Annotated in this window: 20 protein-coding genes, 1 pseudogene and 1 riboswitch; of the genes and pseudogenes, 7 read left to right on the top strand and 14 right to left on the bottom strand. The window is 75.6% G+C overall.

Annotation, left to right across the window (positions count from 1 at the left end):
• Positions 1 to 99 precede the first annotated feature (99 nt).
• Positions 100 to 528: a MarR family winged helix-turn-helix transcriptional regulator gene (locus tag ND486_RS13710; protein WP_062401445.1), complete on the top strand. Its 429-nt coding sequence runs from the start codon at positions 100 to 102 to the stop codon at positions 526 to 528.
• An 85-nt stretch (positions 529 to 613) separates the two neighbouring features.
• Here the strand turns inward: ND486_RS13710 and lepA are convergent, their stop codons facing one another.
• The gene (gene lepA / locus ND486_RS13715) at positions 614 to 2,476 is read right to left on the bottom strand and encodes a translation elongation factor 4 (RefSeq protein WP_062401443.1); all 1,863 of its coding nucleotides are present in this window, start codon (positions 2,474 to 2,476) and stop codon (positions 614 to 616) included.
• Between the two features lie 228 nt (positions 2,477 to 2,704).
• Here lepA and cynS point away from each other — a divergent pair, with 228 nt between their 5' ends.
• Both cynS and rpsT read left to right on the top strand, forming a co-directional pair.
• On the top strand, positions 2,705 to 3,169 hold the full coding sequence (gene cynS / locus ND486_RS13720; RefSeq protein WP_226369567.1) for a cyanase: 465 nt from the start codon (positions 2,705 to 2,707) through the stop codon (positions 3,167 to 3,169).
• Positions 3,170 to 3,340: 171 nt separating this feature from the next.
• Entirely contained in the window at positions 3,341 to 3,604 is a 264-nt protein-coding gene (rpsT, locus tag ND486_RS13725; RefSeq protein WP_062401442.1) for a 30S ribosomal protein S20, read from the top strand.
• Positions 3,605 to 3,706: 102 nt separating this feature from the next.
• On the opposite strand, the gene holA is transcribed toward rpsT, so the two are convergent.
• Positions 3,707 to 4,675, bottom strand: a complete 969-nt coding sequence (holA, locus tag ND486_RS13730; protein ID WP_251784670.1) for a DNA polymerase III subunit delta — start codon at positions 4,673 to 4,675, stop codon at positions 3,707 to 3,709.
• A 140-nt stretch (positions 4,676 to 4,815) separates the two neighbouring features.
• A riboswitch (SAM riboswitch) is annotated at positions 4,816 to 4,969 on the top strand.
• Between the two features lie 6 nt (positions 4,970 to 4,975).
• Here holA and thrC point away from each other — a divergent pair.
• A complete protein-coding gene (gene thrC / locus ND486_RS13735; protein WP_251784671.1) occupies positions 4,976 to 6,244 on the top strand; it encodes a threonine synthase in 1,269 nt (422 codons plus the stop codon).
• A gap of 240 nt (positions 6,245 to 6,484) precedes the next feature.
• Here thrC and ND486_RS30035 read toward each other — a convergent pair.
• The 7 genes and pseudogenes from ND486_RS30035 to rsfS all read right to left on the bottom strand — a co-directional run.
• A pseudogene (locus ND486_RS30035) lies at positions 6,485 to 8,110 on the bottom strand (ComEC/Rec2 family competence protein); the annotation flags it as partial.
• 593 nt (positions 8,111 to 8,703) lie between these two features.
• Positions 8,704 to 9,603 carry a helix-hairpin-helix domain-containing protein gene (locus tag ND486_RS13745; protein ID WP_251784903.1) on the bottom strand — a complete coding sequence of 300 codons (900 nt, stop codon included), beginning with the start codon at positions 9,601 to 9,603 and terminating at the stop codon, positions 8,704 to 8,706.
• A 499-nt stretch (positions 9,604 to 10,102) separates the two neighbouring features.
• Positions 10,103 to 10,957, bottom strand: coding sequence for a DegV family protein (locus ND486_RS13750; RefSeq protein WP_251784672.1), 855 nt, complete (start codon positions 10,955 to 10,957; stop codon positions 10,103 to 10,105).
• A 9-nt stretch (positions 10,958 to 10,966) separates the two neighbouring features.
• Positions 10,967 to 12,409, bottom strand: coding sequence for an FGGY-family carbohydrate kinase (locus ND486_RS13755; RefSeq protein ID WP_251784673.1), 1,443 nt, complete (start codon positions 12,407 to 12,409; stop codon positions 10,967 to 10,969).
• Positions 12,406 to 13,137, bottom strand: coding sequence for a diglucosylglycerate octanoyltransferase (gene octT / locus ND486_RS13760; RefSeq protein ID WP_062401422.1), 732 nt, complete (start codon positions 13,135 to 13,137; stop codon positions 12,406 to 12,408). Before octT ends, ND486_RS13755 begins: the two co-directional genes overlap by 4 nt.
• On the bottom strand, positions 13,130 to 13,750 hold the full coding sequence (locus ND486_RS13765; protein ID WP_208825198.1) for a histidine phosphatase family protein: 621 nt from the start codon (positions 13,748 to 13,750) through the stop codon (positions 13,130 to 13,132). The genes octT and ND486_RS13765 overlap by 8 nt, the downstream gene beginning before the upstream one ends.
• Positions 13,747 to 14,130, bottom strand: a complete 384-nt coding sequence (gene rsfS, locus ND486_RS13770) for a ribosome silencing factor (protein WP_062401418.1) — start codon at positions 14,128 to 14,130, stop codon at positions 13,747 to 13,749. The genes ND486_RS13765 and rsfS overlap by 4 nt, the downstream gene beginning before the upstream one ends.
• A 126-nt stretch (positions 14,131 to 14,256) precedes the next feature.
• Between rsfS and ND486_RS13775 the strand changes: the two genes are divergently transcribed.
• Positions 14,257 to 15,117: a MaoC family dehydratase gene (locus tag ND486_RS13775; protein ID WP_251784674.1), complete on the top strand. Its 861-nt coding sequence runs from the start codon at positions 14,257 to 14,259 to the stop codon at positions 15,115 to 15,117.
• 4 nt (positions 15,118 to 15,121) lie between these two features.
• Here ND486_RS13775 and ND486_RS13780 read toward each other — a convergent pair whose 3' ends face one another.
• From ND486_RS13780 to ND486_RS13795, 4 genes are all read right to left on the bottom strand, one after another.
• Complete coding sequence (locus tag ND486_RS13780; protein WP_251784675.1) at positions 15,122 to 15,802, bottom strand: hypothetical protein; 681 nt, start codon at positions 15,800 to 15,802, stop codon at positions 15,122 to 15,124.
• 49 nt (positions 15,803 to 15,851) lie between these two features.
• Complete coding sequence (locus tag ND486_RS13785; protein WP_251784676.1) at positions 15,852 to 16,367, bottom strand: GNAT family N-acetyltransferase; 516 nt, start codon at positions 16,365 to 16,367, stop codon at positions 15,852 to 15,854.
• A gap of 81 nt (positions 16,368 to 16,448) precedes the next feature.
• The gene (locus ND486_RS13790; RefSeq protein WP_251784677.1) at positions 16,449 to 17,105 is read right to left on the bottom strand and encodes a Rid family hydrolase; all 657 of its coding nucleotides are present in this window, start codon (positions 17,103 to 17,105) and stop codon (positions 16,449 to 16,451) included.
• 28 nt (positions 17,106 to 17,133) lie between these two features.
• Complete coding sequence (locus tag ND486_RS13795; RefSeq protein WP_251784678.1) at positions 17,134 to 18,699, bottom strand: FAD-dependent oxidoreductase; 1,566 nt, start codon at positions 18,697 to 18,699, stop codon at positions 17,134 to 17,136.
• A 164-nt stretch (positions 18,700 to 18,863) separates the two neighbouring features.
• On the opposite strand from ND486_RS13795, the gene ND486_RS13800 reads away from it, so the two are divergent.
• Positions 18,864 to 20,369 (top strand): APC family permease, encoded by a 1,506-nt coding sequence (locus tag ND486_RS13800; RefSeq protein WP_251784679.1) that lies wholly within the window; start codon positions 18,864 to 18,866, stop codon positions 20,367 to 20,369.
• Positions 20,366 to 21,106, top strand: a complete 741-nt coding sequence (locus ND486_RS29750) for an IclR family transcriptional regulator (RefSeq protein ID WP_251784680.1) — start codon at positions 20,366 to 20,368, stop codon at positions 21,104 to 21,106. The genes ND486_RS13800 and ND486_RS29750 overlap by 4 nt, the downstream gene beginning before the upstream one ends.
• On the opposite strand, the gene ND486_RS13810 is transcribed toward ND486_RS29750, so the two are convergent.
• A complete protein-coding gene (locus ND486_RS13810) occupies positions 21,085 to 21,822 on the bottom strand; it encodes a class I SAM-dependent methyltransferase (protein ID WP_251784681.1) in 738 nt (245 codons plus the stop codon). The two genes, ND486_RS29750 and ND486_RS13810, sit on opposite strands and share 22 nt — an antisense overlap.
• Positions 21,823 to 21,846 lie beyond the last annotated feature (24 nt).

Consider the following 21,846-nt stretch of genomic DNA (forward strand, 5'->3'; position numbering starts at 1 on the left):
GACGTTTGCCCAGGACAGGGTCGGATTTCGCCCGTTCGGCAAGTACAGTGCGTCATCGTGACCGAGCCTTTCAGTCGACGGGCGTCGGGGACTGCCACCATGGCTGCCCCGACGCCTGGAGCCGCGGGTGTCGTCGAGTTCCTGGACCGGGTCGACCACGCCGTGGCCACAGCCCTGTCCACCAACCCGTCCTCGACGGACGTCAGCCGTGACGGCTGGCGGGTCCTGTTGATGCTCGCCCGCGGCACCGGCCGCAGCATGGGCGAGGTCGCGGGACACACGTCGCTGCCCGCCCCCACGGCCACCCGGATCGTGGACCGCCTCGTCGAGAAGAAGCTGGCCTACCGGTCGGCCGACCCGCTCGACCGGCGCCGCGTGCTGGTGCACCTGTCGGCCGAGGGACGGACGGTCGTCGAGTCCGTCTGCCAGCGGGTGCAGCGCATCCTGTCGCCGCGCCGTGCCCCCGCCGCCCGGCCCGCGCCGTGCGACGGGCCGATCCCCGGCCCCCGGGCGGGCTCGGTCATGTAGACCGCCCCCGCGCTCCCCCGCCCCCACCACGTACACGTCGGGCCCGACCCCCAGCCGGGAGTCGGGCCCGCTTCGCGTCCGGGAGCTACTTCTTGGGCTTCTCGGTGGCCGTCCCGCCGCCGGTGGACAGCGCGGCGACGAAGGCCTCCTGCGGGACGTCGACGCGGCCGATCGTCTTCATCCGCTTCTTGCCCTCCTTCTGCTTCTCCAGCAGCTTGCGCTTGCGGGAGATGTCGCCGCCGTAGCACTTGGCGAGCACGTCCTTGCGGATCGCGCGGATCGTCTCGCGGGCGATGATCCGGGCGCCGACGGCGGCCTGGATCGGCACCTCGAACTGCTGGCGCGGGATGAGCTCGCGCAGCTTGGTCGCCATCGAGGTGCCGTAGGAGTACGCCGACTCCTTGTGCACGATCGCGGAGAACGCGTCGACGGCCTCGCCCTGCAGCAGGATGTCGACCTTGACCAGGTCGGCCACCTGCTCGCCGGCCTCCTCGTAGTCGAGGCTGGCGTAGCCGCGCGTGCGGGACTTCAGGTTGTCGAAGAAGTCGAAGATGATCTCACCGAGCGGCATCGTGTAGCGCAGCTCGACGCGGGTCTCGGACAGGTAGTCCATCCCGCCGAGCTGGCCGCGCCGGCTCTGGCAGAGCTCCATGATGGTGCCGACGAACTCCGACGGCGCCAGGATGGTGATCTTGGTGATCGGCTCGCGGACCTCGGCGACCTTGCCCACCGGCCAGTCGCTGGGGTTGGTCACCTCGATCTCCTCGCCGTCGTCGGTGGTGACCTGGTAGACGACGTTGGGTGCGGTGGAGATCAGGTCGAGGTCGAACTCGCGCTCGAGCCGCTCGCGGGTGATCTCCAGGTGCAGCAGGCCGAGGAAGCCGCAGCGGAAGCCGAAGCCCAGCGCGGCCGAGGTCTCCGGCTCGTAGGTGAGCGCGGCGTCGTTGAGCTGCAGCTTGTCCAGCGCCTCACGCAGGTCGGGGTACTGCGAGCCGTCGATCGGGTAGAGCCCGGAGTAGACCATCGGCTGCGGCTCGCGGTAGCCGGTCAGTGGCGCGGTGGCCCCGTTGCGCTTGGACGTGACGGTGTCGCCGACCTTGGACTGACGGACGTCCTTCACCCCGGTGATGAGGTAGCCGACCTCGCCGACGCCGAGGCCGTCGGACGGCTTGGGCTCCGGGGAGACGATCCCGATCTCGAGCAGCTCGTGCTCGGCACCGGTGGACATCATCTTGATCTTCTCGCGCGGCGAGAGCTTGCCGTCGACGACCCGGATGTAGGTGACGACGCCGCGGTAGGTGTCGTAGACCGAGTCGAAGATCATTGCGCGGGCGGGGGCGTCGGCGTCGCCGACCGGAGCGGGGACCTGCGCGATGACGGCGTCCAGCACCGCCTCCACACCCTCACCGGTCTTGGCGCTGCAGCGCAGCACGTCCTCCGGCTCGCAGCCGGTGATGTGCGCGATCTCCGCGGCGTAGCGCTCCGGGTCCGCCGCCGGCAGGTCGATCTTGTTGAGGACCGGGATGATGTGCAGGTCCTTCTCCATGGCCAGGTACAGGTTGGCCAGGGTCTGCGCCTCGATCCCCTGCGCGGCGTCGACCAGCAGGATCGCGCCCTCGCACGCCTCGAGCGCCCGGGACACCTCGTAGGTGAAGTCGACGTGGCCCGGGGTGTCGATCAGGTGCAGCACGTGCTCGGTCTCGACGCCGTCGGCGTTCTTCGCCGTCCACGGCAGCCGCACGTTCTGCGCCTTGATCGTGATGCCGCGCTCGCGCTCGATGTCCATCCGGTCCAGGTACTGGGCCCGGGCGTCACGCGCGCTGAGCACCCCGGTGACCTGCAGCATCCGGTCGGCCAGGGTGGACTTCCCGTGGTCGATGTGGGCGATGATGCAGAAGTTCCGGATGCGCTCCGGCGGGGTGAACGTGCGGTCGGCGTACGTCGTCACTCGGCTGTACTCGGCTTTCGCTCATGCGTGGGGCTTCGGGCACTTCGGGTGCTCAGGGCACTCGGGGCTCGGGGCACTGGGTCCCATCGTCCCATGTCGGGCCGGGCGACCGCCGTGGTGGCACCGCAGATCGTCACACGCCGTTCACGCGACGCGTCCCGGCGTTGCCGCCCGCCCACCGATCGCGCACGATCGAACGGTCAGCCACCCCCACCCGGAGGAGTCACCGTGTCGGTCACCCCCGTCCCCCCGCTCGACCGACTGGGCGCCGCCCGCGTCGTGCTGGCCCGCAAGAAGAAGCTGGGCCTCACCTGGGACAAGATCGCCGAGGCGTTGGGCCACCCGGTCGAGTGGTCCACCTCGGCCCTGCTCGGGCAGCAGACGCTGACCCGCGAGCAGGCCGAGACCGCGGGTTCGCTGCTCGACCTGGACCCCGACGTCGTCGACGCGCTCACCCTCCCGCCGGTCCGCGGCGCGTCCGCGGTGGACCTCACCGATCCACTGGTCTACCGGCTCTCGGAGATGGTCCAGGTGTACGGAACGACGATCTCGGAGCTGGTTCGCGAGGAGTTCGGCGACGGCATCGTCTCGGCCATCGACTTCGAGCTGGACCTGCAGCGGGTGCCCGACCCCAAGGGCGACCGGGCCGTGATCACCCTCAACGGGAAGTTCCTGCCCTACCGCGTCTGGTGACCCGGCACAGAGCGCGACGACGCCGCTGGTAACCTTGTGCGTCGAGCGCTCGGCGTGCTCGCCCGAAACGGCCTGGACCCTCTCTCCAGTGATGCTGTTCGGTGCCGCCGGAGCGGACCCGGACGAGAACACTCACCAGCCGACCAGCAGGCAGGAAGACCAGAGGCAGACGTGGCCAACATCAAGTCGCAGATCAAGCGAGTGAAGACCAACGAGAAGCGCCGGCAGCGCAACAAGTCGGTGAAGTCGTCGGTCAAGACCGCGATCCGCCACTTCCGCGAGGCCGCCGACTCCGGCGCCGACAACGTCGTGGAGCTGCAGCGCAAGGCGGCCAAGGCCCTCGACAAGGCGGCCGGCAAGGGCGTCATCCACCGGAACCAGGCGGCGAACCGCAAGTCGGCCCTGGCCAAGCGTCTCAACGACGTCCAGGCCTGAGCCACCCCGGTTCTTCCGACGACGGCGCCGCCCCACCCGGGCGGCGCCGTCGTCGTGTTTCCGGGCCCCGGGCGGTGTCGGAGCGCTCGGGGGCCGGCCGGGTCAGCGCGGGGTGCGCGCGGAGACGACGGCCAGTACGGCCCGTTCCAACGCGTACTCCGCGTCCGCGGCGACGCCCTTGACGTCGGCGTTCACCCGCGCCGTCGCCGCGATGGCGACGGCGAGCTGCTCCGGCCGCCACTGCCGGACCGTCTGCTGGGCCTTGCGGATCTTCCAGGGCGGCATGCCCAGCTCCCCGGCCAGCCGGTTCGGGTCGCCCCGCCCGGCCGAGCCGACCTTGGCCAGGGTGCGCACCGAGTCCGCGAGGGCATCGGCGATCAGCACGTGCGGGACACCGAGCACCAGCGCCCACCGCAGCGCCTCCATCGCCGCCCGCCGGTCCCCCGCGACCGCCGCGTCGGCCACCGCGAAGCCCGAGGACTCGGCCCGGCCGCGGTGGTAGCGCCGCACCCCGGCCTCGTCCACGGCGCCGCCGGTGTCCGCGACGAGCTGCCCGGCCGCGGCCGCCAGCTCCCGCAGGTCCGACCCGACCGCCTCGACCAGCACCGCGAGCGCCCCGGGCGTGATCGTGCCGCCGTGGCGGCGGACCTCGTCGCGCACGAAGTCCGACCGCTCGTCGGCGCGGGTGATGCGGTTGCAGGTGACGGTGTGCGCCCCGGCCTTGCGCATCAGGTCCAGGACCGCCTTGCCCTTCGCCCCCCCGGCGTGCTGGACCACGAGCACGATCCCGTCGGCCGGGTCCTTCACGTAGTCGGCGATCGCGGCGGTCATGTCCTTGTTCGCGTCCTGACCGTGGGTGAGCACGATCACCCTGCCCTCCGCGAAGAGCGAGGGGCTGAGGTGCCCGGCCAGCTCGCCGGGTGCCACCTCGGAGGTGCGGAAGCGGCGCAGCTCGGTCTCCGGATCGCGCTGCCGTGCGCGCCGGACCAGGTCGGACACCGCCCGCTCGGCCAGGAACTCCTCGTCCCCGACGACCAGCTGCAGCGGGCCCGGTTCGCTCGTGCTGCTCACACCCCCATGGTGGCCCACACCTCCGACAACGGGTGAGCCGCGTCCCGACCGGAGGACGTCGTCTGGCGGTGGGGCGGCCCGCTCGCGTACGGTCGTCGTCGATTCCGGCGCCCGGCGTCCGGAACACCACAACCGCATATGGCTCATCCAGAGGGGCAGAGGGAACGGCCCGTTGAAGCCCCGGCAACCGGCGTCGCACGACGATCCGCCCAGACCTGCGCAATCCGCGTGGCGAGGACGTCGACGAACACGGTGCCAATTCCGGCCCGCCACGTCCGGCGGGACAGATGAGGAGATCTCGTGACTCTCACTGCTGCGCCCGAAACCACCTCCGCCTACGACCTCGGTTCCGCGCGCGCTCTCGCGTGCCGCGAGTGCCGCCACGAGATCCCGCTCGCCGCGGAGTTCGCGTGTCCGCGCTGTTTCGGCCCCCTCGAGGTCGCCTACGAGTTCCCGACGGTCACCCGCGCCTCCATCGAGGCCGGGCCGAAGTCGATCTGGCGCTACAAGGACCTGCTGCCGGTGCCGTCGACCGTCGAGCAGCACGCGAACACCGAGCCCGGCCTGACCCGGCTGATCGAGGCCGACAACCTGGCCCGCGCGCTCGGCGTCCGCAAGATCTGGATCAAGGACGACACGGGCAACCCGACGCACTCGTTCAAGGACCGCGTCGTCGCCGTCGCGCTCGCCGCCGCCCGTGAGCTCGGCTTCTCGGTGCTGTGCTGCCCCTCGACGGGCAACCTGGCCAACGCCGTCGCCGCCGCGGCCGCCCGCGCGGGCTGGGACTCGGTCGTGCTGATCCCGTCCTCGCTGGAGCAGGCGAAGATCGTCACCACCGCCGTCTACGGCGGCACCCTGCTCGCCGTCGACGGCAACTACGACGACGTCAACCGGCTCGCCACCGAGCTGGCCGCCGAGCACGAGGACTGGGCGTTCGTGAACGTCAACGTCCGGCCGTACTACGCCGAGGGTTCGAAGACCCTGGGCTACGAGGTCGCCGAGCAGCTCGGCTGGCGGCTCCCGCAGCAGGTCGTCGTCCCGGTCGCCTCCGGCTCCCAGCTCACCAAGATCGACAAGGGGTTCACCGAGCTCGGCGCCCTGGGTCTGGTCGAGCCCACCCCGTACACCGTGTTCGGCGCCCAGGCCACCGGCTGCTCGCCGGTCGCGCGGGCCTTCGAGGCCGGCCACGACGTGATCCAGCCGCAGAAGCCGGACACCATCGCGCGCTCGCTGGCGATCGGGAACCCGGCCGACGGCCCGTACGTCCTCGACTCGGTGCGCCGCACCGGCGGCTCGGTCGGCCACGTCTCCGACTCCGAGGTCGTCGCCGGCATCCGGCTCCTGGCCCGCACCGAGGGCGTGTTCGCCGAGACCGCGGGCGGGGTCACCATCGCGACCACCAAGAAGCTGCTCGAGGCGGGGGCGCTCGACCCCGACGCCGAGACCGTCCTCATGATCACCGGTGACGGGCTCAAGACCCTCGACGCCGTCTCCGGCGAGGTCGGCCCGACGGCGACCGTGCCGTCGACGTCCGCCGCGGTCCGCGAGGCGCTGGCGAACCGGGGCTGACCGGCCCCGCCGGCCGGGCGCCGGACGGGGGTCGCCCCGCGCGACCACCGTCAGCCCGGCCGGGTCGTCGCCGGTCAGGGCCAGGTCGCCGGACCGGTCGGTGCGTGCGACGACGATCCCCGCCCCGGCGAGCCGGTCCACCAGCTCCGCATTGGGGTGCCGGTAGCTGTTGCCGTTGCCGACGCTGATCACCGCCGCCCGCGGCGCGACGGCCGTGATCAGCCGCGGGACCACCTTGCGGGACCCGTGGTGGGGCATCTTCAGCACGTCCGCCCGCAGGTCGGCCCCGGAGTCGAGCAGGTCGTCCTGGGCGACCAGCTCGGCGTCGCCGGTCAGCAGGATCGTCGCGGCCGGGGTGGTCGCGCGCAGCAGCAGCGAGATGTCGTTGACCGCCGTCCCGTCGCTGCCGTCGACCGTCAGGGGCGGGTGGACCGGACCGAGGACCTGCAGGCGCAGCTCCGGCCAGCCCAGCTCCATCCCGCGCGCGAGCCCCACCACCGGGGCACCGGCCTCCTCGGCACGCCGGGTGATGTCGCGCAGCCCGGACGCCGGTTCCCGTACCGGCCCGACGGCGATACCGCCCGCAGCGCGGCCACGCAGCGCGCCGGCGATGCCGCCGTCGTGGTCGGCGTGGAAGTGGGTGATCACCACGAGTTCCAGGACCCGGACGCCGAGCCGGTCCAGGCAGGTGTCGACGGCGTCGTCGGTCGGCCCGGTGTCGACCAGGACGGCGTGCCCGGGTGTACCGGTGGCGAGGACGAGCGCGTCGCCCTGACCGACGTCGCAGGCCACCATCCGCCACCCGGCGGGCGGCCATCCGGGCGGCGCGAACCGGGTCGGGACGAGGACGACGAGCAGCCCGACCAGCAGGGCCAGCAACAGCGCCCGCAGCCGGGGCACCCGGCCCATCGCCAGCAGCACGACCAGCACCCCGGTGAGCAGCAGCGCGCCGCCCGCCCCCGCGGGCCACGGCACGGTGGCACCGGGCACCGCGGCGGCCCGGTCGCCGACCACCACCAGCCACCACACGAACGGTCCCGCCAGCCAGGCGCAGCACCACGCGGCGGCCGGGCTCACCGCGGACAGCACCGCACCGAGCACGCCCAGCACCGTCGCGGGGGCGACGGCGGGCGCCGCGAGCAGGTTCGCCACCACGGTGACCAGCCCGACTCCCCCGTTGAGCCCGGCGATCACCGGCGCGGTCGCCAGGGCCGCGGCGACCGGGACGACCAGTGCCTCGGCCGGTCCGGACGGCAGCCCACGCCGCCGCAACGCCGCCGTCCAGCCCGGGCCGAGCAGGACCAGCGCACCGGTGGCGACGACGGAGAGCACGAACCCGGCGTCGACGGCCAGGGCGGGGGCGGCCAGCAGCAGGCCGAGCACGGCCACCGCCAGCGCGGGCACCGCCGACCGGGCGCGGCCGGCCGCGAACGCGATCAGCACCACCCCGCCCATGACCGCCGCCCGCAGTACCGACGGTGACGGCCGGGCCAGCACGACGAACCCGACCAGGGCCAGCATCGCGGCCGCGGCCGCGATCCGCGGGTCGGTCCGGAACAGGCGCAGGAGGAGCAGCACCGCCCCGGTGATGATCGCGACGTTGGCCCCGGAGACGGCGGTGAGATGCGCGAGCCCGGCGGTGCGGAAGTCCTGCTCGGTCTCGGCGAGCTGGGCGCGGGTGTCCCCGATCGCGAGCCCGGGCAGCAGCCCCGCGGGTGCCTCGGGCAGCGCGGAGACCGCGGCGTCGCGCAGGCCGTCGCGCAGCGCCCCGGCACCGGTCTGCCACCAGGGCGGCGCGGTCACGTCCTGCGGCGCACCCCGGACCTTCAGCACGGCGACCGTGAGGTCGGGGCGCTGTGCGGGCATGAGCAGCCCGGCGGCGGAGACCTCCTGGCCGGGGAGCAGCCCGGTCCAGCTCGCCGCCGGGGCCAGGAGCAGGAGCTTCCCGCCGGTGGTCGCCCGGTCCCCGCCGACGGTGGCCGTGACGAGCTCGGTGGGTACCAGCGCCAGCGCCCGGGCGGCGCCGGACTCGTCGCCGCCGCCGGTGGTGCTGCGCAGGAGCCGGGGGTCGTCGGTGAGCCGGACGCGGACCTCGGCGGCGGCACCGCGGTCGGCGGGTGCCCGCAGCGGGTGCGACGCCAGCGCGGCCGCGTGGACGGTGACCAGGACGGCCGCGACGAGGGCGCACCCGGCCGCGGCGAGCACGATCGACGACGGTGCCGCAGCACGGGCGCTGGTCCGGGCGCGGAGCAGCGCGACCGGCACGGCGAGCGCCGCGAGGACGGCGGCGGTGATCCCACCCGTGGTGCCGCCGAGCAGCCCGGCGAGGACGGCGGCCCACGTGGCGAGCGCGGCGGGGACCAGGCGCAGGTCGGGTGGGGCGGGACGCTCGGCCTGCTCGTCGTGCTCGTCGTCGTGCTCCCCGTGGACCGGGTCCGCCCGGCGGGCTCCGGCGCGGCTCACACCCGCACCAGTTCCTGGAGCTGGGCGAAGCGGCGCTCGCCGATGCCGTCGATCTCCCGCAGCTGCTCGACCCGGCTGAAGCGCCCGTTGGCGCTGCGCCAGTCGATGATCTTCTTCGCGGTGACCGGGCCGACGCCGGGCAGGGCGTCGAGGTCGGACGCGGTCGCGGTGTTCAGGTCGATCTTCCCGCCGGGGGCGCCGGGCGGGGCGGGGGCGGCGGCCGTGCCCGGTTCGGTGCCCGACGCGGGCTCGGAGCCCGGGGCGGGCAGGACCGGGGCGGCGTCGGCGGCCGGTGGGACGCCGACCGCGATCTGCTCGCCGTCCCCGAGCCGCCGCGCCAGGTTGAGCACGCTGAGGTCGACCTCGGGCAGCGGGCCCCCCGCGGCGTCGAGGGCGTCGGCGACGCGCGAGCCGTCGGGCACCCGGACGAGGCCGGGCCGGGCCACCCGCCCGACGACGCTGACGACGAGCGGCCCCGCGGTGACCGGGGCCGCCGCGACGGGTGCCGGTGCGTCCGCGTCCGCCGACCGGTCCGTCTGCCCGGCCGCCGCCTCGCCGGGCACCGCGGTCACCTCGGGGAGGCCGCCGACGGGCTGCACGGTGGGGCGGTCGAGCCACACCCCCACCCCGGCGACGAGCGCACCGACGAGCACCACCGCCACCAGAGCGAGCGCACCGGGGCGGCCCGGGTCGACCCGCGCCCCGGCCAGCGACGACGGCAGCCACCGCCGGGCCCGGCGGCGCAGCCACGAGGGGCGCCCGCCGTGCGGGCCGTCGTCGGCGAGGGTCTCCTCGGGCGGGGCGGGGTCGTCCCGGGCCAGCAGGGCCAGGGGGTGGCCGGCGTCGGGGTCGGCGGTCCACACCGGCGGCGCGCCCTGCGGGTCGGCGGGCCGCACCGGTGCCGCACCGTGCGAGGCGCCGGGGTCGGCGGGCCGGCCGGGTGCCGCACGGTGCGGGGTGTCGCGTCGGGAGGTGGGCGGCATCGGACCCGGCGGAACGGCACCGCTGACATCGTGCGGCGGGGGTGGCCCGGGTGCGGGTGGTCGTCCGGGGCGTGACCCGGCCGGGCCGGGAGGCACCGGCAGCGCCGGCAACGGGACCGTCGGGGGTCCGAGCCGGTCCGCGACCGTCTCCGGGCGCCCGCGCCTGCCGATCCCGGCGAGCCGCCGGGCCGGGTCGAGGGAGGCGTCGGTCCTGGTCACGCATCCGACGCTAGGTCCGTCACACCCGTTCCGACCGGCCGATGTCCGGCCTGTGGACGGATCCGTCGATTGGGGACCGACGGCATCCGGTGGGCCGTCACGGGGCCGGACCGTCGGCGGTCTGTGCTACACACCGGCGGGGCCCCGCCGGCCCGTGGCGGGCGTCCGGAGCCGGCCACCCTCGGGGAGGCGGTCAGCCCGCCGGCACCACCACGACCCCCACCAGCCCCGGTCCCGCGTGCGCCCCGATCACCGCGCCGACCTCGGAGACGTGCATCCCGGCGGCGTCGGGCAGCCGTTCGCGCAGCCGGTCGGCGATGTCCTCGGCCCGGTCCTCGGCGCCGAGGTGGTGCACGGCGACGTGCGCCCCCGGACCCGCCTCGGAGACCGCGAGCGCGACGAGCCGTTCGGTCGCGCGCGAGGTCGTCCGCACCTTCTCCAGCGGCGCGATCCGGCCGTCGCGCAGGTGCAGGATCGGCTTGACCGACAGGGCCGTGCCCACCAGCGCGGACGCGGCACCGATCCGGCCGCCACGGCGCAGCCGTTCCAGGTCCTGCACGGCGAACAGGACCCGTGCCCGTGCGGCGACGGCACCGGCCACGGCCTCGACGTCCTCGGGGGCCGCACCTGCCCCGGCGGCGTCGGCGGCGGCCAGCACGGCGAAGCCCAGACCCATCGCGATGGCGCCGGAGTCGACGACCCGGATCCGGTCCGGGGCGACCTCCTGTGCGGCGAGCCGGGCCGCGTCCCAGGTGCCGGACAGCTCCCGGGACAGGTGCACGGCCACGACGGCGGGGGCGCCGTCGTCGAGCAGGGCGGTGAAGCGCTCGGCGAACGCGGCCGGGGTCGGGCGCGAGGTCTGCACCAGCAGGGTGCGGTCGGCGAGGGCGGTGATCAGCTCGGCGGCGGACACGTCGACACCGTCACGGGCGGTGCGCTCGCCGAGCCGCACCTCCAGCGGGACGACGTGGATGCCCCGCCGTTCCGCGACGCCGGGCGGCAGGTGGGCGGTGGAGTCGGTGACCACGGCGACCGGCGAGGGGGGCACGGCCGGACCCTATCCACCCGTCGGGCGGAACAGCGGTGCCAGTGCCCGCTGCGCGGCGAGGTAGCGGCCGTGCGCGTCGTCGAGGCGACCGCGGGTGCGCGGGTCGGGGGTGAACTCCCGGTCGACCCGCACCATGCGCCCGGCGAGCTCGCCGACCGAGGCGGCGTCGCCGGTCGCGAGCGCGGCGAGCATCGCGGCACCGAGCACCCCGGCGTCGCGCTCGGCGGTGCGGCGCAGCGGCCGGTCCAGCACGTCGGCCTTGATCTGGCACCAGAGGTCGCTCGCCGCACCACCGCCGCAGGCGGCGATCGTGTCGGCGCGACGTCCGGCGGCGGCCTCCAGCGGCCCCAGGACGTGCCGGGCGGCGTGCGCGACGCCCTCCAGCACGGCGCGGCCCAGCTCGGCGGACCCGGTGGCGAAGCCCGCGCCGAGCCAGTGCCCGCGCAGGTCCGGGTCCCACAGCGGGGCCCGTTCCCCGGCGAGCTGGGGCAGGAACAGGACCTGGCCCGGGTCGGCGCAAGCGGCGCGGTCCAGCAGCTCGCCCGGTGCGACGCCGAGCACCGCGGACGCCCAGGTCAGGGCGTCGCCGCCGGCCTGGGTGGGCCCGGCGTGCACGTGCAGCCCGCGCCACGACGGGAACGTGACGATGCCCGGGGCGCCACCGCCGGGCATCGCGGCGAGGGCCAGGACCTCCGAGGTGCCCGCGATGTCGATCGCGTCGCCGGGGGCGGCGATCCCGCCGCCGAGCAGCGCCGCCCAGGCGTCCATCGTCCCGACCGCGACGGGCAGCCCGGCCGGGAGCCCGCCCGCGCCGGTGGTCTCCCCCGCGACCGACGCCGGGTCGGCCAGGGGCGCCGGCATCGCGCGCAGCCCGGGGACGAGCAGGTCGAGCCAGTCCGGGTACCGGCCGTCGGGGCCGAGGAGCCCGGTCGAGGACAACGGATCGGCCACGGCGGTGCCGGTGAGCCGCTCGAGCAGCCAGTCCTTGGGGGCGAGCAGCCTCCGTGCGCGGGCCCACGCGTCGGGCCGGTGCGCGGCGAGCCAGGCGGCGCGGGCGGCCGCGTGCGAGGCGTCGACGGTGCCCAGCCCGCCCCGGACCCGGGCCCGGTCGGCGGGGGCGAGCCGCCCGGTGAGTGTCGCCGCGACCGGGCCGCACCGGCCGTCCTGCCAGGTGATCGCCGGGTGCACGGGGGCACCGTCGTCGTCGACGAACAGATGGGTGTTGACCTGGGCGCACACCCCGACCGCCGTCACCCCGGCCAGTGCCGGGCCGAGCGCGCCGACCACCTCGGTGAGTCCGGACCACCAGTCGTGCGGGTCCTGCTCGGCGTGCCCGGGTGCGGGCCGCGCGGTGGGGTGGGCGGCGCGGGCCGTGGCGACCCGGACGCCGTCGCCGGTGAACACCGCCGCCTTGACCGAGGTGGTGCCGAGGTCGACACCGAGCAGGGTCACGGCCGGTCCCCCGCGGCCGCGAGGAGCCCGGCCAGTGCCTCCCCGACGGCGGCGTGTCCCGCCCAGCCCCAGTGCAGCCCGTCGGGGTTGCCGTGTCCACCGAGGACGTGCTCGCCGACCAGGGCGGGCACGTCGAGCACCGTCACCGCCGGGGCGCCGGCCGCCCAGCGGTGGATCGCGGCGTCGGTGGCGGCGCGGTGCGGGTGGGCCAGGCCGTAGTCGGCGGCGCGGTGCACCGACGGTGCCAGCGCCACCACCGGCAGCCCGGGGCGCAGCGCGTGCACCCCGGCGCGGCAGCGTTCCAGGTAGGCGGCGGTGAGGCGGGGCGGCAGGGTCGCCGGTCCCCCGCCGGGCAGCCGCGCCAGTGCCGGGGCCAGCCGCGGCTGGGCGCGCCGGTAGGCGCTGCGGGCCGCGTGGCGCAGCGGGGCGGGCCGCAGCACCGGGATCAGCTCGCGCAGCGCGGTCGGCAGCGGGGACGGCAGCGAGTCCATCCCGGACACCCCGAGCACGACCGCTCCGACCCGCGGCAGCGCCGCCCACACCCGCGGGTCCCCGGTGATCGCCGACCAGGCGTGCCGGGCGGTCCACCCGGCACGCGCGACGATCTCGGCCCGGCCCCCGAGCCGGGCGGCGGCGATGTTGGGCCACAGCCTCGGCTCGTCGGCCGGGCAGGGCCGCTCGGGCCCGTGGAAGGCCAGCGAGTCCCCGACGACCAGCAGGTCAGGCACCGATGTTGTACCCCGACAGGCGCCAGCGGGGGTGGTCGTCACGACGGGCGACGACGGCCCAGCGGGTGTTGCCCAGCCCGCCGATCACCGGCCAGGACGACTGCGGCAGGTCGAGCAGCCCGCACACCATCCCGGCGATCATGCCGCCGTGCGCGACGAGCAGCACGGAGCGCTCCTCCGGGTCGGAGGCGTACTCGAGGTCCAGCTCCTCGACGACCGGCAGCGACCGGACGACGACGTCGACCCGGGACTCCCCGCCGGGCGGGGTGAACCGCGGGTCGGACCGCCACTCGGCGATCGCGCCCGGGTCGTCGGCACCGATCTCGGCGATGGTGCGTCCCTGCCAGTCCCCGAGGTGGGTCTCCCGCAGCCGCTTGTCCACCGACAGCGGCAGCCCGACGGCCTCGGCCACGGCGGTCGCGGTGTCGTGGGCGCGGGTCAGGTCCGAGGTGATGATCCGGTCGAACCGTTCCTGCGCGAGCCGCGGCGCGACGGCCGCGGCCTGCGCGCGCCCGGCGTCGGTCAGCCGGGTGTCCAGGTGCCCCTGCATCCGGCCGACGGAGTTGTACTCGGTCTGCCCGTGCCGCAGCAGGGTGACCCGGCGCAGCGTCATGCAGTGCCGTCCGGGGCGCCCTGGGGGTCGGGCACCTCGATCGCCGGGCAGTCCTTCCAGAGCCGGTCCAGGCCGTAGAAGCCGCGCTGCTCGGTGTGCATGACGTGCACGACGATGTCGTTGAAGTCCAGCAGGACCCAGCCGTTGTCGTTGTCGCCCTCGCGCCGGGTCGGCTTGCTGCCGCGCTCGCGCAGCTTCTCCTCGACCTCGTCGACGATGGCCTGGACCTGACGCTCGTTGGCCGCCGACGCCAGCACGAAGCAGTCGGTCAGCGCGAGCTGGTCGGACACGTCGAGCGCGACGATGTCGACGGCCTTCTTGTCGGCCGCGGCGGCCGCGGCCACCTTCGCCAGCTCGACCGCCTCCGGTGATGCCGTCACCACACTCTTCCCTTCACGACCACGATTGACCTCGACAGTGTGTCAGCCGGGCACCGGGGGCTTGGGCGGCGGGCACCGGGCGGGATAGGTTTCCGCCTCACGGTGGATCGTCGAAGGAGACTCCCCATGCCCCTGGCGCCCGATCTCGAGGGCACGCAGTGCGAACCGGTCAGCTTCGCGTGGGCACGGGACGACGTGCTCCTCTACGCGGTCGCCGTCGGCGCAGGGGGTGAGGACCCGACCGCCGAGCTGTCGCTGACCACGGAGAACACCGGGGGCGTGCGGACGGCGGTGCTGCCGTCGTTCGCGGAGATCGTCACGGCGGGCGCGAAGGTCGACCTCGGTGACGTGGACGCCTCGCGCGTCGTGCACGCCGAGCAGGCGTTCCGGGTGGTCGGCCCGCTGCCGGTGGAGGGGCGGGTCCGGGTGACCGCGACGGTCACCGAGGTGCTCGACAAGGGGTCCGGGGCGCTGGTGCGCACCGAGGCCGAGGCCGTCGACGCCGGCACCGGGGAACCGGTGCTGACCAGCACCAAGACGTTGTTCCTCGGCGGCGAGGGCGGCTTCGGCGGCCCCCGCGGTGACAGCGCGCCGAGCCCCGTCCCCGACCGGGCGCCCGACCACGAGGTGACCTACCGGACCACGCCCGGCCAGGCCCTGCTGTACCGGCTGACCGGGGACCGCAACCCGCTGCACAGCGACCCGCAGTTCGCCGCGAAGGGCGGGTTCGACCGGCCGATCCTGCACGGCATGTGCACCTACGGGTTCACCACGCGTGCACTGGTCGCGACCGTCTGCGACGGCGACGCCCGTCGCCTCGTCGCGATGGACGCCCGGTTCACCCGCCCGGTCGTGCCCGGGCAGTCCCTGACCGTCTCGGTGTGGGACACCGGCGACGGCACGGTCGCGTTCCGGACCGCCGTCGACGGCGAGGTGGTGCTGGACCGCGGCACCGCGGAGGTCACGGCGGCGGCCCCGTCCGCCTGAGCGCTCAGGACGCCGCCGCGGTGACCCGCGGCGGCGCCGGGTCCCCCGGGTAGTCCTGACCTCCCCGATAGGCGAGGGCGGACAGTGCGTCGAGCGCCGCGAGCTGCGGGTAGGTCCGGTCCGGGTCGCCCCGGTGCGGCCACCGGTGGTCCAGGTGGCGGAAGGTCACCGCGCGGTGCCGCGTGGTGGCCAGGAAGCGCGGGTTGTCCCGCACGAAACGGGCGTAGGCGTACCGGAGCACGGGGTGGCGGCCCAGCTCGGTGCGGACGAACCGGTCGACGTCGGCGCCGATCTCGTGGACGTACTCCCCGCAGGGGGCGACCACGAACGGCACCACCCACGCCTCGTGTACGCCGAGCAGGTCGCGCACGGCGCGCTGGCGGTGCCCGGCGTTCTCGCTGCGCGACATCCACGCGGCGACGACGGCGCGGCGGCGCGTGCCCATCCGGGCGAGCACGGCCGACGACGGCCAGGGGAACGACGTCCGGAACGGGATGTGGACCGGGTCGCCGTCGACGTGCACGTCGTGGTCGGCGACGCCGCCGCCGGAGTCCTGCACGAGCTGTGCCGACACCGCGCCCCACGGGGCGAGGGTGTGCATCGCGGCGTGGGCGTCCCGGCGGACGGGCTGCGGCACCGCGCGGAGCAGCAGACCGGCCACCGTCGGGGTGGGGACCTCGATCACGAGGATCACCGTAGCCCGATCGGCGCAGCGTAGCGTGACCGATGGTCGACTATCGCGCTGTGTCGTCACCCTTTCGGCGCTGCGTGACCGGTAGTCGGTAGAGCGCGGCGACCGGCTCGCGGCCGTCCGGGAACCGCCACCCGGCGGGCGCGGTCCCGGTGCGGACCCAGCCGGCCGCCCGGTAGAGGCGTTCGGCCGGGACGGACTCGACGACGTCGAGAACCCCGTCGCGGCCGCGGGCCGCCAGCGCGGCGGCGACGCCCGCCAGCAGGGCGCGGGCATGTCCGGCACGACGGACCGCCGGGTCGACGAACACCCGGGTCAGCCGCAGCGCACCGGGGTCGCCCGCGTCGTCGGCGACGAGCGCGGCGTGCCCGGTGACCCGCTCCCCCACCGTGACGACCAGCGCGGTGGCCAGGCCCGGCGGCGACAGGAACGCCGCCGGGTCGGCCGGCCAGGTCGACGGGTAACGGTCGGCGGCGTGCACGGCACGCAGCACCGTGACGCAGGCGGGCAGGTCCTCATCGGTGCGGGGGCGCAGGCCCGGCGGCACGACGGGGCTCACGACCCGACCGTACCGCCGCACCCCGGTGCCGCGGACGGATCGGCGCCACCGCCGGTGCCGGCCGGGCAGGCGGGGGGCAGGTCAGCGCGGGGTCACCCCGGCCGGGTAGACGGCGTCGACCTCCACCTCGACCAGCCAGCCGGGCACCGGCAGGCTCGCGACCTCCAGCGCGAAGCGGCTGGGCCGGGCGGGGTTGCGCACCAGCGGTGCGGCGGGCGCGGCGGTGCCGGTCGGGACCAGCACCGTCTCCCCCGTGGTCAGGTCGGTGTTGGCGAAGTACTGGCGGTAGGCCCGGTTCCAGCCGGCGTAGTCGGCGCGGGTCGTGCCGGGGGCGTTGTCGAGGAACACCCGCATCGAGGTGACGTCGTCCAGGCGCAGGCCCCGGGCCTCCAGGTTCTCCTTGATCCGGGCCAGCGCGTTCATGCCCTGGGCCTCGGTGAGCGAGACCCCGGCGGGGAGGGTGCCGCCGGGGAACTGGCCCGCGTCGACATAGGCCTGCGGGGTGCCGTCCGCGGCGGCGGGGTTCGCCGCGGACGGACCGAGGCCGCTGGACTTGTACAGCGACGACCCGGCGACCAGGCTCACCCCCTCGGCGATCATCGGGTTGGCCTCGCCCGCCTCCAGCACGGGCAGGGCGGACGGTCCGGGCTCGGCGGGGTCGGGCGCGCCGCCGGCGCAGCCGGTGAGCAGCGCGGCGGCGACGGACAGGGCGATCAGGGCGGGAACGGGACGTCGCATCGTGTCTCCTCGGGGGAACGGGGTGGGGTCAGGCGCCGCCGGCGACCCGGGCGTGCAGCGCCGAGACCGTCGACCGGGCGGAGGTGAACGCGCCGTGCTGCCAGGCGATGGCGTGCGAGAGGTGGTCGCCGGCGAACCAGATGCGGCCGGCGGGCTGGGTGAGCAGCCGGTACTCCGGGCTCGTGGCCTCCCAGCTCGCCCAGGCCGACTCCGACCAGCGGGTCACCGCCCACGACCCGGAGAACGACGACGCGACGTCGGAGCGGTACTTCTCGCCGTGGATCGCGGCGCCCTCGTCGAGGGCCTTCGCGAGCCGCTGGCGGTGGGTCAGGGACTCGAAGGCCCGCTGCCGCTTCCCGGAGCTGTAGTAGCCGACGACCACGCCCCGGTCGGCGTGGAAGTGGTCGTAGGGGAACATGATCTGGGCGATGTCGCGGTCGGTGTTGCTGGCGCCGCCGTAGATCCGCTCGTCGGTCTCCCACCAGCGGCGGGTGTACTCGATCCCGAGCTTCCCCGACGAGCTGGGCTTCGCCGCACGCTGCGCGGCCAGCACGGCGGCGGGCAGGTTGGTCTCGAGCCGGGTCACCAGGTGCGGTGGCAGGGTGCAGACGACCTCGTCGGCCGTCAGCCGCTCGACCGGCCCGCCGGTGACCGGCACGACGTCGACGGTCACGCCGTCCGGGGTGTTGTGCAGCCCGGTGACGGCCGTGCCGTAGCGGATCCGGTCGGCGCCGATCCGCCCGGCGAGCGCGTGGTGGATCCGGTCCATCCCGCCGACCGGGGTGAACATCATCGTGGCCTGGTCGTACTCGTAGTCGAAGGCGAAGTTGCGGCCCAGGCCGCTGCGGATCACCGACGACATCGGGTACGGCACGGTGGGGGTCCCGGCGTCGGTCCCGCCGCCGGGTTCGCGGGCGTAGCCCCGGCGCGGGGAGCCGAGGTAGCGGCCGTCGGAGGACAGGTCCCCGAGCGAGACGAGGAACTCCGCGAGCGCCTCCTTGTCCGTCGCGGTCAGGACGTCGTCGAGCGCGCCGCGCGCGGTGGCCTTGTGGAGCAGCTCGGAGACGTAGCCGAAGGTGTCGGCCTTCGCCGCCCGGTAGGTGACCGAGGTCCCGGCCAGCGCGCCGGCGTCGGTGTAGTTGACGACGGTGTTGGCGTTCTGGTTGCCGAACGGCTGGATCTCCACGCCGAGCTCGCGGCAGTAGTCCAGCGTGACGTGGCTCTGCGGGATCCGGGTCGCGCCCAGGTTGAAGAAGTGGCCCGGCGCGAAGGTGCAGCGCTGCGTCTCCCCGTTCAGGTCGGTCTCCTCGGTGCCCTCGCGCACCGACCAGACCCGCCCGCCGGGCCGGGTGCGGGCCTCGACGACGGACACGTCGTAGCCGACCTTGCCCAGCTCGTGGGCCGCGGCGAGCCCGGCGGGCCCCGCGCCGAGGACGAGGACCCGGCGGCCGGCGGCGCGGGCGTCGCGGGCCGGTGGGGCCCAGGCCGGGTCGTCGCCGGCACGCGGGGCGAGCCCGATGGTCGCCATGGCCTCGTACGCGGCACCGGCCCCACCGGCCAGCCCCAGCGCCCTGATGAACGTTCTGCGGGTCACGGTCACGGCGGTGATGTTCGGAAGCGGCGGCGACGGTCGCGGGTCGTCCGCGCTGCGTTCGCGGCAACCGGACCGGGAAGGCGGACCGCCGGTTCCCATCGCGGGTTCGACGGCCGACGCGCGGGCGCAACACCCGGGCAACAGCGCGGTCCTAGCGTCGCGCCGTGTCCGACCTCGACAGGGCCATCGCGCGGTCCTTCTCCCCCGGCCACACGCCGCTGCGGGCGGAGTCGCCCATGGCGCCGCTCGGGCGGCGCCGCATGGGGGCGACCGAGCTGGTCGCGCAGTCCGTGGCGACGACCGCGCCCGCGGCCTCGATGGCGATGCTGCCCCTGGTGGTGGGCCGGCTCGCCGACCCGCTGTCCGGGCTGCTCGTCGTCGTCGGTGCCACTGTCGCGGTGACCATGGTGGCGGTCTGTCTCGGCCAGTTCACCCGCCGCCAGGCCGCCGCGGGCGGTGTCTACAGCTTCGTCTACCAGGGGCTCGGTGCCCGGGCCTCGCTCGCGGCCGCCGTCGTGGTCGGCGCGAAGTACCTGGGCAGCGCCGCGATCACCCTCTACGCGGGCGGGCGGGCCCTGACCGCGCTCGGCGGGGCGGCCGGGGTCGACGTGAGCGGCGCCGGTGCGCAGGTGCTGCTGCACCTCGTGGTCGCGGTCGGGATCGCGACGGTGCTCGTGCGGGGCCCACGGGTCGCCGCCCTCACCCTGCTCGGGGTGGAGGTCGGCTCGCTGCTGCTCGTCGTCGCGGTGCTGGTGGTCCCCGCGCCGGACCCCGCGGCCCCGGTCCCGGCCGGGCCGGCGCCGGACCTGCTGGCGGTCGCGCTGACGGCGATGTTCATGCTCGCCGGATTCGAGTCGGCGACCTTCTTCGGCCCGGAGACGCGCCGGCCGCTGGTCACGGTGACCCGGGTGGTGCTGTGGACGCCGCTGCTGTGCGGGGCGCTGCTGTCGTTCGCGGCGTGGGCGAGCTGGACCGGCCGGGCCGCGACGCTGGTCGCGATCCTGACCGATCCCGGGTCGTCGGGAGCGCCGGCCGCCCTGGTGGTGGCGCTGCACGCCGGTCTGGCCTGTTCCTACCTGGCCTCGGCCGCGGCCTCGGCACACGCGGCGTCCCGGGTCGCGTTCTCCCTCGGGGTGGAACGCCTGCTGCCGCGCGGTCTCGCGACGGTGCACCGGCGGTGGCGCACCCCGCACCGTGCCGTCGTGGGGATCGTGGCCGTGGTCCTGCTGGGCGGGCTGCTGGCCGACCTGGCCCCGTCCGGGACCGACGGGGTGCGCCACCTGGTGCGCGCCCTGGTCACGGTCATGTACGTGCTGGTCGCGGTCGCCGCCGTCGCGTTCCTGCTGCGCATCCGGGAGCACACCCGCGCGGTGCTCGTGCTGGGGTGCACGGTCGGCGTGCTCGGGGCCGCCCTGCTGGTGCTGCGGCTGCCCGGTCTGCTCGGCACCCCCGACGGGATCGGCGCCGCGGCGGCCCTCGCGGTCTGCTGCGCGGCGGGGCCGGTGTGGTGGAGGTTCCTGCGCGGGCACCCGGACCGGCTCGCCCGGATCGGGGCGTTCGACCAGCCCGGCAGCGACGACGTCCTCCCCGGCGCCGGCGACTTCGTCCCGGACGCCTCGGGCACGCCGAGACTGGTCCGGCGGAACCCGCGGGCCGGGGACCCGCCGTGAGCGAGCCGGGCGCCGCGAGCCGGGCCCTGGAGCTGCTCGAGGCGGTGGCGCGGATCGGGCCGGGCGCGACGGCGCGGGAGCTGTCCCGCACCACCGGCATCCCGTCCGCGACGGCGTACCGGCTGCTCAACGTGCTCGTCGCCGACGGCTACCTGGTCCGGATCAGCGACCTGTCCGGTTTCGCACTGGGGCGCCGTACCCGCGAGCTCGCCGGTGCCGCACAGGGTCCGCCGCAGCTGGCCGAGGTCGTCGCCGGGATCCGCGGCCGGGTCCGGTTCGGGCTGTTCGTCGCCGACTGGCCCGCGGGCGCGCTGCGGCTGGTCGACCGGGACCCCGACCACGAGCTGGCCGGGGAGCGGACGCTGCTCGCCCATCCGCACGCCTCGGCGATGGGCAAGATCATGCTCGCCGCGCACCCCGAGCTCGTCCCCGACCGGCCGCGGACCCTCACCCGGCACACCCTGACCGCCGGGCCCGTGCTGGCCGCGGAGCTGCGGAGGGTGGCGCGCGAGGGCGTCGCCACCGAGGTCGATGAGCTGCGCTCCGGCCGCTCGTCGGTCGCGGTCGCGGTGCGTGACGCGGAGGGGCGCGTCGTCGGCTGTCTCGCCGCCCTCGGCCCGACCGGGCGGCTGCCGGTCACCGATCCGGACCTGACCGCGCTGCTGCGCGCGGGGGCCGACCGGATCGGCCGGCTCACGGGCGCGCGGGAGCCGGGTCAGCGCGGACGCAGGACGTAGCCGGTGTAGCCGTACTCGGCGCCGAACCGTTCCCGCACGGTGATCTCGTCGCCCACCTCGTCCAGCGCCGCCGGGTCGACGCCGTCCTCCCGCAGGGTGGCGATCCGGCAGGCCAGCGGCCGGTAGTAGGCGTCCCAGTCGGAGTCGGGGAGCAGGTAGACCGCCTGCACCGTGTACCCGGCGCGCTGCGCGGCGGCGACGTTCTCCGCGGTCGTCCGCATCCCCGGGTAGCCCGTGTCCCAGAACTCCCGCGCGCCGGGCGACGGCTCGGTGGTCGTCCACTCGGCCTCGGTGAGGACCAGCACACCGTCCGGGGCGAGCAGCCGCCGCCAGCCGGCCAGCGCGGCGTCGAACCCCATGATGTAGGCCGCTCCCTCGGACCAGACGAGGTCGGCCTCGCCGTCGGGCAGCGGGAGGTCGTCCATCGCCGCGACGAGCGGACGCACCCGCTCCCCCAGCCCGGACGTCGCGGCGCGGGTCCGCAGCCGCCGGAGGAAGGGCTCGTGCAGGTCGACGGCGACGACCTCACCACCGGTCGCCGCGGCCAGCGGGAGCGTCGAGGGGCCCGTCCCGCAGCCGATGTCGACGATCCGCGGCCGCTCGGGCAGGTCACCGGCCAGCCGCAGCAGCAGCGCCGTCGTCTCCTCCGACCCCGGCGCCTCACGGGGCAGGTCGTCGTGGGCGGCCAGGAAGACCTGCTCCAGCGGTGTGCTCACGCCCGCGCATGATGCCCGCACCGG

Origin of the sequence: Pseudonocardia sp. DR1-2, from assembly GCF_023717215.1 — a bacterium.
Taxonomy (GTDB): Bacteria; Actinomycetota; Actinomycetes; order Mycobacteriales; family Pseudonocardiaceae; genus Pseudonocardia; species Pseudonocardia alni.

What these genes read in the sequence shown, in the direction of transcription:
- ND486_RS13775 (WP_251784674.1), top strand. Translation starts at nt 14,257, where the DNA reads ATGCCCCTGGCGCCCGATCTCGAGGGCACGCAGTGCGAACCGGTCAGC.
- ND486_RS13765 (WP_208825198.1), bottom strand. Translation starts at nt 13,750, where the DNA reads ATGACGCTGCGCCGGGTCACCCTGCTGCGGCACGGGCAGACCGAGTAC.
- ND486_RS13790 (WP_251784677.1), bottom strand. Translation starts at nt 17,105, where the DNA reads ATGCGACGTCCCGTTCCCGCCCTGATCGCCCTGTCCGTCGCCGCCGCG.
- ND486_RS13710 (WP_062401445.1), top strand. Translation starts at nt 100, where the DNA reads ATGGCTGCCCCGACGCCTGGAGCCGCGGGTGTCGTCGAGTTCCTGGAC.